This window comes from Janthinobacterium sp. AD80, from assembly GCF_002878455.1.
Lineage (GTDB): Bacteria > Pseudomonadota > Gammaproteobacteria > Burkholderiales > Burkholderiaceae_D > Janthinobacterium.
The window spans coordinates 1-1,099 of sequence record NZ_NRDQ01000376.1 but is presented as its reverse complement, the minus strand read 5'-3'; the positions used below and the strand labels follow the sequence as shown (position 1 = coordinate 1,099).

Sequence of the window (1,099 nt, the reverse complement as noted above, 5' to 3'; positions counted from 1 at the left end):
AAGCCCTGGGTGCTGGAACTGGCGGCGGCGCGCAGCCTGGCGCGGCCCGCCAGCCAGCTGGCCGGCCAGCTGGAAAAAGCTGGGCATGGAAGTCAATGTGCGCATCATGGACAGCGGCATCCTGGGCGCGCGCATCGCCGCCGCCGATTTCGACCTGGCCCTTGTCAGCCAGGGCAGCAATGGCGATCCGGAAAGCATGCTGCGGCAAACGGCGGGCAACGGCGCTTACAGCGATGCCTTCCGCCGCGCCGACCTGCTGGAGCTGCTGCAGCAGCAGGTCGGCACCGTCGACGTGGCCAAGCGGCGCGCGCTGCTCGACCGCGCCCAGGCCATCTATGCCGACGAGCTGCCGGCCTTTTTCCTGTATTCGCCGCAGTGGATCACGGCGGCCAATGCGCGCCTGCGGCCGTGGTTCACGCCGGGCGGCATCGCCGTCGGCATCTCGCTGCCGCTGAACAAACTGATGTTCGTGCAGTAGACGGGAGCCGACGCTGAGCGCTTTTTCCTTCCTGGGCCGGCGCGCCGCAGGCTATGCGCTGGCCTTGCTGGCGCTTGTCAGCCTCGACTTCGCGCTGCCGCTGCTCATGCCGGGCGACCCCGTCACGGCCTTGCTGGGGCAGGATGCGCTGATCGAACTCGATGCGGCAGAACGCGACGCCCTGCTGGCGCGCCATGGCCTGGGCGGCGGGCAGCCGCTGTGGCAGCTGTACCTGGCGCACCTGGCGCAGTTGCTGCGGTTCGACCTTGGCTATTCCATCCGCCATGGCATGCCGGTGGCGGACCTGCTGGCGCAGCACCTGCCGTGGACCGTGCTGCTGGTGGCCTGCGCGCTGGCGCTGGCCCTGCTGCTGGGCGTGGTGCTGGGCATCGAGGCCGCGTTCGCGCAGGGCAGGGCGATGGACCGCGTGCTGACGGCCGCCACCCTGGCGCTCGACAGCGTCCCGCCCTTTGCCCTGGCGATGGGCCTGGTGATGCTGTTCGCCTACGGCCTGGAATGGCTGCCCAGCAATGGCGCCATGGCGCCGTTTTCCACGCGGACGGGCATGGCAGCCTGGCGCGAGCGCGCGCAGCACCTGCTGCTGCCCGTGTGCGCCATGGC

1 protein-coding gene and 1 pseudogene are annotated in these 1,099 nt (G+C 70.3%); both read left to right on the top strand.

Annotated features, from left to right (window positions below):
* Window positions 1–478: hypothetical protein (locus JaAD80_RS31150; RefSeq protein ID WP_219726915.1), on the top strand; the 478-nt coding region annotated here is incomplete at its 5' end.
* Between the two features lie 64 nt (window positions 479–542).
* Window positions 543–1,099 (top strand): annotated as a pseudogene (locus tag JaAD80_RS29820) (ABC transporter permease); the annotation flags it as partial.